8 protein-coding genes and 1 pseudogene are annotated in these 6,873 nt (G+C 75.1%); 5 read left to right on the top strand and 4 right to left on the bottom strand.

Annotated elements, in window-relative coordinates; translation table 11 throughout:
• A pseudogene (locus DZG00_RS10545) lies at positions 1–327 on the bottom strand (gephyrin-like molybdotransferase Glp); the annotation flags it as partial.
• A gap of 81 nt (positions 328–408) precedes the next feature.
• Between DZG00_RS10545 and DZG00_RS10540 the strand changes: the two are divergent.
• From DZG00_RS10540 to DZG00_RS10520, 5 genes are all read left to right on the top strand, one after another.
• Positions 409–633 (top strand): hypothetical protein, encoded by a 225-nt coding sequence (locus DZG00_RS10540; protein WP_119455602.1) that lies wholly within the window; start codon positions 409–411, stop codon positions 631–633.
• Between the two features lie 96 nt (positions 634–729).
• Positions 730–1,503 carry an isocitrate lyase/PEP mutase family protein gene (locus DZG00_RS10535; protein WP_119382301.1) on the top strand — a complete coding sequence of 258 codons (774 nt, stop codon included), beginning with the start codon at positions 730–732 and terminating at the stop codon, positions 1,501–1,503.
• Between the two features lie 92 nt (positions 1,504–1,595).
• A complete protein-coding gene (locus tag DZG00_RS10530; RefSeq protein WP_119382300.1) occupies positions 1,596–2,498 on the top strand; it encodes an MTAP family purine nucleoside phosphorylase in 903 nt (300 codons plus the stop codon).
• Complete coding sequence (locus tag DZG00_RS10525; RefSeq protein WP_119382299.1) at positions 2,495–3,559, top strand: NAD-dependent epimerase/dehydratase family protein; 1,065 nt, start codon at positions 2,495–2,497, stop codon at positions 3,557–3,559. The genes DZG00_RS10530 and DZG00_RS10525 overlap by 4 nt, the downstream gene beginning before the upstream one ends.
• Before the next feature lie 113 nt (positions 3,560–3,672).
• Complete coding sequence (locus DZG00_RS10520) at positions 3,673–4,122, top strand: hypothetical protein (RefSeq protein WP_119382298.1); 450 nt, start codon at positions 3,673–3,675, stop codon at positions 4,120–4,122.
• A gap of 50 nt (positions 4,123–4,172) precedes the next feature.
• Here the strand turns inward: DZG00_RS10520 and DZG00_RS10515 are convergent, their stop codons facing one another.
• The 3 genes from DZG00_RS10515 to DZG00_RS10505 form a co-directional block, all read right to left on the bottom strand.
• Positions 4,173–4,961 (bottom strand): glucose 1-dehydrogenase, encoded by a 789-nt coding sequence (locus tag DZG00_RS10515; RefSeq protein WP_119382297.1) that lies wholly within the window; start codon positions 4,959–4,961, stop codon positions 4,173–4,175.
• Positions 4,962–5,040: 79 nt separating this feature from the next.
• On the bottom strand, positions 5,041–6,054 hold the full coding sequence (locus tag DZG00_RS10510) for a CPBP family glutamic-type intramembrane protease (protein WP_119382302.1): 1,014 nt from the start codon (positions 6,052–6,054) through the stop codon (positions 5,041–5,043).
• A gap of 118 nt (positions 6,055–6,172) precedes the next feature.
• Entirely contained in the window at positions 6,173–6,637 is a 465-nt protein-coding gene (locus DZG00_RS10505; RefSeq protein ID WP_119455601.1) for a Dabb family protein, read from the bottom strand.
• Between the last annotated feature and the right edge of the window lie 236 nt (positions 6,638–6,873).

Raw genomic sequence — 6,873 nt, 5'->3', positions numbered from 1 at the left:
GAGCGGCGCGGGGGCGGTGCCCGCGGGGATCCGCGCCGCGATGGGGAGGACGGCCGGTCGGACGCTCGTCGCGCCCGCGAGGTCGGCCGCGCGCACCGCGTAGCCGTCCATCTGCGAGTTGCGGAACGGCGGCAGGTCGATGGGGCTCGTGACGTCGACGGCGAGCACGCGGTCGGCGTAGCGGTGCGGATCAGCGGCGAGCGCCTCGGCGGAGACCGGCAGCTCCTCCGCGGGCAGGTCGGCGAGCGGGGCGAGGAGCGCGGACACGGCCGCGCGGTGCTCGTCGACCGTGCGTCGTCGGCGGTCCGCGGGGCGGTCGGGGCTCATCACCCCATCATCCCCGACGCGGCCGGATCTTCCCCGGCCACGGGCCTTGCCGTCGGCGGACGGGCGCGAGACCCTGTGCGCATGGATCCGGACGAGCGCCGCGCCGCCGTCCGGCGCCACGTGGCCGCCGCGGTCGGCGCCGTGCTGCTGGCCGCCGCGATCGTGCTCGGTGTCGCCGGGGCCGTCGTCCACACGGGCGGATCCGACCTCGGCCTGCTGCTGCTCGTCGCGGCCCTCACGCTGCTCACGGCGGGCGCAGGCCTGGTCGTGGCGGCCGTGCGGTCCGCCGCTGACCGCCCGCGCTGACGCAGAACCGCCCTCCCCAGGACGCGTCCGCGGTTCCGTGTCCGGGTCCCGAAGCCGCCCCTGCCGCGCGGCGCCCGGCCGCCCTAGGGTCGGGTCATGACCATCGCCGCCCGCGGGCAGACCCTCGTCGACCTCCACACCGCACCCGAGCTCCTGAGGGTGGTGAACGTATGGGACGCCATCACGGCCGCCGCCATCGGATCGCTCCCCGAGACGAAGGCGCTCGCCACCGCGAGCCACTCCATCGCCGCCACGTTCGGCTACGAGGACGGCGAGCGGATCCCCCTCGACCTCCACCTCGACATGATCGGCCGCATCGTCGCGGCCGTCGAGCAGCCCGTCTCCGCCGACCTCGAGTCCGGCTACGGCGATGCGGGCGAGACCGTGCGCCGCGCCATCGGCGTGGGCGTCGTCGGCGCCAACCTCGAGGACGGGATGCGCCCCATCGCCGACTCCGTGCGCGCGGTCGAGGCCGCCGTCGCCGCCGCGCAGGCCGAGGGCGTGCCGTTCGCGCTCAACGCCCGAACCGACGCCTACGTGCTGGGTGGCGACCGCGACCGGTCGGACATCCTCGCCGACGCCGTCGAGCGCACCCGCGCCTACATGGCCGCGGGCGCCACGAGCGTCTTCGTGCCCGGCCCGCTCACGGAGGACGAGGTGCGCACGCTCGTCGACGCCGTCGGCCCGCAGCGCCTCACGGTCATCGGGATCCCCGGATCCCTCTCCCCCGCGCGCTTCGAGGAGCTCGGCGTGGGCCGCATCTCGTACGGCCCGTGGACCCAGCGCGTCGCCCTGACCGCGCTCCAGGACACGGCGAAGGACCTCTACGCGGGCGGCGCGCTGCCCGAGGGGACGCGGCCGCTCAACTGAGCGGATCCGCGGCCGGGGCGCGGGCGGCGGGGCCCTCGAGCCCGCGTCCACCGCGCCCTGGTTGACTGGGCACCCACCCGAAGGAGCACGACGTGACCGACACCCCCGCCCCGGCGACCCCCGCGCCCGCCCTCCGCGCCGACATCGGCGTGATCGGCGGATCCGGCCTCTACTCCCTGCTCGACCCCGCGACGAGCGCGTCGCACCGCATCGAGACGCCGTTCGGCCCCACCTCGAGCGAGGTGACGGTCGGCGAGCTGGCCGGGCGCCGCGTCGCGTTCCTCACCCGGCACGGCGCCGACCACTCGGTCGCGCCGCACCTCATCGACTACCGCGCCAACGTCTGGGCGCTGGCCTCGCTCGGCGTCTCGGCCATCGTGTCGTCGTCGGCCGTGGGGGGCGTCTCGCCGGACTACCCGCCGGGATCGCTCGTGCTCACCGACCAGCTGCTCGACCGCACGTGGGGCCGGCCGGACACCTTCTTCGACGCCGGCGTGGTGCAGCACCTGTCCGCTGCGGATCCCTTCGACCCCGACCTGCACGCGCTGGCGGCCGCCGCGCTCGTGGAGCTGGAGGGCGGCGAGCACGCGGATCCCGCGGGGCCGCTGCGCACCTCGGGCACCGTCGTCGTGATCCAGGGCCCGCGCTTCTCGACGCGCGCGGAGTCGCTGTGGTTCCGGCAGGCGGGCGCCCACATCGTGAACATGACGCAGTACCCCGAGGTCGTGCTCGCGTCCGAGCTCAACATCGGCACCGTGAACCTGTCGTTCGTCACGGACGCCGACGCGGGCCTCGCGCCGCTGCCCGGCGAGCAGGGCGACGCCGTCACGGCCGAGCTGGTCTTCACGCGCCTGAAGGAGGCGCAGCCGCGCATCGTGCGGGCGATCGAGGCGGTGATCCGGGCGATCCCCGAGGACTACCGCGGACGCCCGCTCATCGACCCGGACGCGGTCGCGTCCGTGCTCGCGCGCCCGACGACCGGCGCGCGCTCGTGAGCGACGGGATCCTCCTCGTCACGGGAGGAGCGGGCTTCATCGGCGGCGCGATCGTCGAGGCCGCGCTCGAGGAGGGACGCCGCGTGCGGATCCTCGACTCGCTGCGGGCCGACGTGCACGGCGGCGAGCCGGAGATCGACCCCCGCGTCGAGCTCGTGCGCGGCGACGTCACGGATCCGGATGCCATCGCCCGCGCCCTCGACGGCGTCGACGTCGTCTGCCACCAGGCCGCGAAGGTCGGGCTCGGCGTCGACTTCCTCGACGCGCCCGACTACGTGCTGACCAACGACGGCGGCACCGCGATCCTGCTGGCCGGGATGACCCGCGCGGGCATCGACCGGCTCGTGCTCGCGAGCTCGATGGTCGTCTACGGCGAGGGCGCGTACGCGGGCGCCGACGGACCCGTGCGCCCGCCCGCGCGCCGCGTCGCCGACCTCGACGCCGGGCTCTTCGACCCGGTGGACCCCGCGACGGGCGAGCCGCTCGTCCCCACGCTCATCGGCGAGGACGTGCCGCTGGATCCGCGCAACGTGTACGCCACGACGAAGCTCGCGCAGGAGAACCTCGCGAGCTCCTGGGCCCGCGCCACGGGCGGTCGCGCCGCCGCCCTCCGGTACCACAACGTCTACGGGCCGGGCATGCCGCAGAACACGCCCTACGCGGGCGTCGCGTCGCTGTTCCGTTCCGCCCTCGCGCGCGGCGAGGCGCCCCGCGTGTTCGAGGACGGCCGGCAGCGCCGCGACTTCGTGCACGTGCGCGACGTGGCCGGCGCGAACCTCGCCGCGCTCGAGTGGACCGGGACCCGCGAGGCCGGCTCCTTCCGCGCCTTCAACGTCGGCAGCGGCACCGTGCACACCATCGGCGAGATGGCGGAGGCGCTCGCGCGCGAGGCGGGCGGATCCGCGCCCGTCACCACGGGCGAGTACCGGCTCGGCGACGTCCGGCACATCACGGCGTCGTCCGACAGGCTGCGCGCGGAGCTGGGCTGGGAGCCGCGCATGACGTTCGAGGAGGGCATGCGGGAGTTCGCGACGGCGCCGCTGCGGAGCGCGGTGGTCTGAGGAGCGGCCCGGGCGGCGGATCCGGCGCGGGTGGTACCGAGGTGCTGGTCGTGCATCGATCCCGGCACCTCGGACGGACGAGGCGGGCGCGGCAGGCTCGCCACACTGGGGGCATGACCATCGCCTCATCCCGCCGCATGGCCGTACGCACCGGGACCGCCCTCGCGGTCGGTGCCGCGTCCCTCGCCCTCGCCGGCTGCTCGGGCCTCGCCGACGACCTGGCCGACATCTACTCGATCACCTACGAGGTGACCACCACGGGACCCGCCGACGCCGGGCTGACCGACGTGTCGTACGCGGAGGCCTCGCACCGCGGGCGCCCGTCCGTCGTGAAGGAGGTCGGGCAGGCGTCCTTCTCACCGGGCGACGACTCCGCGAGCTCCATCTGGTCGGTGGAGTCCGTGGTCACGGCGGAGGACTGGGCCTTCGTGCAGGCCTCGCCGGCGGACGGGGAGGCGCTGACCTGCCGGATCCTCGTCGACGGAGTGCGGGAGATCGCGACCTCCACCGCGGCGGCGGGACAGCCCGTGACCTGCCAGGTGCCCACACCGCCGTTCGGCTGACCGCGCCGGCCGGCCGGCCGATGCGGTCCGAGCCGGTGAGTGCGTGGCGGTCAGTACTTCGCGGACTGCCCGCCGTCGATCGGCAGCACGGCCGCGTTCACGTAGGCCGCGTCGTCCGAGAGCAGGAACGCGACGACGGAGGCGATCTCCTCGGCCTCGCCGTAGCGCTTCGTCGGGTTGCCCTGGATGAACTCCTCCGCCGCACCGCGGGGGTCGTCCGCGCTGATCTGCTTCATCGACTCCTCGACCATGGGCGTCCAGATGGCGCCGGGCGCGATGGCGTTGATGCGGATGCCGAACTGGCCGTACTCGACGGCGGAGTTGCGGGTGAGGCCGACGACGCCGTGCTTGGCGGCCGCGTAGCCGGACTGGTTGCCGACGCCGCGGATCCCGCCGACGCTCGCGGTGTTGACGACCATGCCGGAGCCCTGCTCGCGCATGACGGCGAGGACCTTCTCGAGGCCGAGGAACACGCCGCGGAGGTTGATGGAGACGACCTTGTCGAACTCGGCGGCCGTGAAGTCCTCGGTGAGGTTCTGGCGGCCCTCGATGCCGGCGTTGTTGAAGAAGCCGTCGATGCGGCCGAAGCGCTCGACCGTCTGGCTGACGTACGCGTCGACGTCGGACTCCTGCGACACGTCGGAGACGACGGTGAGGACCTCGGCGTCGGGCGACGCGGCGCGGACGGCCTCGACGGTGGCGGCGAGGCCCGTCGAGGAGATGTCGACGAGCGCGAGGCGCGCGCCCTCGACGGCGAGGCGGACGGCGGCGGCGCGGCCGAGGCCGGAGCCTCCGCCGGTGATGAGGACGACCTTGTCGGTGAAGCGGGTGGTGGTCATGGGGTCTCCTGACGAGTCGGGGACGGCGGCCCGCGTCTCGTGGGCGGAGCCACTGGTCCATGCGATCGCATGGACATCCCTACCGTAGGTCGGGATCCTGGACGCGGCCTCCGCGCGCCGGCCGGAGCCCGGGCGTCCGACGCTCCATCCGCTTCCGCACCGCGACGAAGACGAGGCCGGCCAGCACGATGTGCGCGAGCACCAGCACGATCGCGTCGGGCTCGACGAACGCCACGTCCCAGCCCGACGACGCCCAGCCCATGCCGCCCAGCAGCACGCGGGTCACGGTGAGCTGCGTCCAGTGGAACGCCATGGCGATGAGGAGCGCGCCCTCCATCGGGATCCGCCGCGCCGCGACGAGCGCGAGGCCGAACAGACCGAGCTGGAGCACGTAGGCGATCGCGTCGCTGCCCTCGGGTATCGGCGTGAAGGCGCCGGTGTCGGATCCCGCGACGGTCAGGACGATCCAGCGGCCGGACTCGATGACGAGGCCGATCGCCGGGAAGAGCGCGGTGGTGAGGAGCGTGGCGACGACGAGGCCGGTCCCGTCGCGCAGGTTGGTCCAGACGTATCCGCGGAGGGCGAGCTCCTCCGGGATCGCCTCGTAGAGCGCGAGGACGACGCCGTTGAGGAGGAGGAAGCCGGCGAACGCGGCGAGGTCGACGCCGTCGACGCGGATCCAGCCGAGGAGGCCGGCCGGGACCCAGACGACCGCGCCCGTGATCGCTCCCACCCCGACGCCCAGCGCGATCGGCCGCCCGATCCGCCGCGACAGGCCGAGGCCGGCGAGGCTCCGCCGATCGACCCGCCTCCGCAGCAGGACGACGGCGGGCACGACGAGCGCGGACATGAGCACGGCCTGCAGCACGACCTTCACGAGCAGGCCGGCGCCGGTCGCCCGCGCCACCGCCTCCGCGATGCCGACGGCGAGGCCGAGCCCCACGCCGAGCACGACCCAGGCGAGGAGCGCGACCGCGACGGCGGGCATCCACGACTGCGGGCGGCGCGTCTGCGCGTCGAGGCGGGGATCGGGGAGATCGGCGCGCGCGGTGGAAGGCGTGGCGGAGGCGGTGGGGCGGGCGGATGCGGGCACGGGACTCGTCTCGTCGGGCGGGCGGTCGGTCGGTCGGTCGGTCGGTCGGTCCAGGCTGGCTGCCGCGTCGATGCCGCGCGACCCCGCCGGCGGCGCGGCCCGCATCTGGGGCGCGGGATCAGGCGGCTGGCGCCCCCGCGGATCCGTCGGCCGACGCCACCGGCTCGGTGAAGTCGAACACCAGCACGCCGTGCGGATCCGGCGCGAGCAGCGGCCCGACGAGGTCCTTGAAGGCGGCGTGCTGCGCGTCGATGCACGCCGGATCCGCGATCAGCGGCTCGCCGAGGTACAGGTTGCGGTCGCCCTCCGAGGAGAAGGTGAGCACGAAGCCGAGCTCGAACCCGCGGCCGACGCCCTCGGGGCTCGACTGCCGACCGGCGTGAAGCGAGCGGATGTAGGGCCCGGAGCCGTCGGGGTGCCGGGAGTCGGCGAGCGCCCGGAAGCGGCGCTCCACCTCGTCGCGGTCGGCGGGCGCCGCGTCGTCGCGGAGGCGGAAGAGCACGACGTGGTGGACGAGCCCGGGGACGTGGTCGCGGGCGGTGAGCTGGGCGTCGGTGAGGGCGGGGCGTTCGTCGATGGTCATGTCCGGATCCTGGCCCGATCCGGCCGCGACGGCGCGCCCGTGACCCGGACGGGGCCTCGCCGTGGCGGATCCGCCGCCGTAGCCTGAGCCCTACCCGCACCGCTGCCCCGGCCGCGGCGCCCGGCCCGCGACGAGGAGGCCGCATGATCGACCCGCCCGGGCGCCGCGGCCGGGGCAGCGGTGCGGGTAGGGCTCAGGCTACGGCGGCGAGGAGGCCGCATGATCGACCCGCCCGG

Origin of the sequence: Clavibacter lycopersici (assembly GCF_003576405.1) — a bacterium.
Classification (GTDB): Bacteria; Actinomycetota; Actinomycetes; order Actinomycetales; family Microbacteriaceae; genus Clavibacter; species Clavibacter lycopersici.
Note: the sequence above shows the minus strand (reverse complement) of the source record. Positions and strands in the feature narration are given on the sequence as shown.